2 protein-coding genes and 1 pseudogene are annotated in these 1,292 nt (G+C 72.2%); all 3 read left to right on the plus strand.

The window, feature by feature from the left end; genetic code table 11:
• Nucleotides 1-27: 27 nt before the first annotated feature.
• Nucleotides 28-609 carry a peptide deformylase gene (gene def / locus AC2W7J_RS18205; RefSeq protein ID WP_485984180.1) on the plus strand — a complete coding sequence of 194 codons (582 nt, stop codon included), beginning with the start codon at nucleotides 28-30 and terminating at the stop codon, nucleotides 607-609.
• Nucleotides 606-941 (plus strand): annotated as a pseudogene (locus AC2W7J_RS18210) (tRNA (adenosine(37)-N6)-dimethylallyltransferase); the annotation flags it as partial. The gene def and the pseudogene AC2W7J_RS18210, both read left to right, overlap by 4 nt.
• Nucleotides 942-1,039: 98 nt before the next feature.
• A partial coding sequence (locus tag AC2W7J_RS18215; protein WP_485984181.1) for a tRNA dimethylallyltransferase occupies nucleotides 1,040-1,292 on the plus strand: 253 nt, incomplete at its 3' end.

The following is a 1,292-nucleotide window of genomic DNA, read 5'->3' on the forward strand; positions in this document are numbered from 1 at the left end:
CGCGACCTAGGATGCCGCTCATCGACGATCCACGCCATCACCATCTGCGGCGAGCCGGTCCTGCACACCCGTTCGGAGCCGGTCACGACCTTCGACGCCGAGCTGCGCACCCTCGTCGAGGACATGTACGAGACCCAGGAGGCCGCGCACGGCGTCGGCCTGGCCGCCCCGCAGATCGGCGTGGGGCTGCGGATCTTCACGTGGAGCATGGCCAACGACGACGGCGTCCCCGCGCTCGGCCACGTCATCAACCCCTACGTCAAGGCGAGCAAGCCCGCCGTCGGCGAACCCGACCGTGACCACGAGTCCGAGGGCTGCCTGTCCGTGCCGGGCTACTCCTACCCGCTGCGGCGTGGCGAGCGGGCCGAGGTGAGCGGCTACGACTGGGACGGCAACGAGATCTCCTTCTCGGCCACCGGCTGGTTCGCCCGCTGCATGCAGCACGAGTACGACCACCTCAACGGCTTCCTCTACGTCGACCGCCTCGGCGACAAGTGGAAGAAGAAGGCCCGCAAGGCGATCAAGGCCGAGGGCTGGGGCGTCGCCGGCCTGACCTGGATGCCGGGCGAGGGCCCGGACCCCTTCGGTCACGACGACGACGAGGAGTGAGCGGGACGCACCGCCCCGAGGTCGTCGCCGTCGTCGGGGCCACGGCCACCGGCAAGTCCGACCTCGCGCTCGACCTCGCGGAGGAGCTCGGCGGGGAGGTGGTCAACGCCGACGCCATGCAGCTCTACCGCGGCATGGACATCGGGACCAACAAGCTGCCGGTGGGGGAGCGGCGCGGCATCCCGCACCACCTCCTCGACGTCCTCGACGTCACGGACGAGGCCACCCTCGCGGACTTCCAGGCCCGGGCCGAGGCGGCGATCGTCGACATCCGCGACCGCGGGCTCGTCCCGGTTCTCGCCGGTGGCTCCGGCCTCTACGTGCGCGCCGCGCTCGACCACCTCGACATCCCGCCGACGGATCCCGCCGTGCGGGCCCGGCTCGAGGAGCGGGCGCAGGACGAAGGGGGCGCGCCGCCCTTCGTCGTCGACTGCGGGAGGTCGACCCGGCAGCCGCAGACGCCATCGAACCCAACAACATCCGGCGGATCATCCGCGCGCTCGAGGTCGTCGAGATCACCGGCCGGCCCTTCTCGGCGACGGCGCCGACGAAGCGCTACCGCCGCCCCTCGCTCGTCATCGGGCTGCGCGACGACTGGGACGCCCTGACCGACCGGATCGACCGCCGCACCCGCGCGATGTGGGAGGCCGGCCTGCTCGACGAGGTCCGCCGGCTCGGATGCC

The sequence above is a fragment of the Janibacter sp. CFPM2_SD2 genome (genome assembly GCF_057364645.1).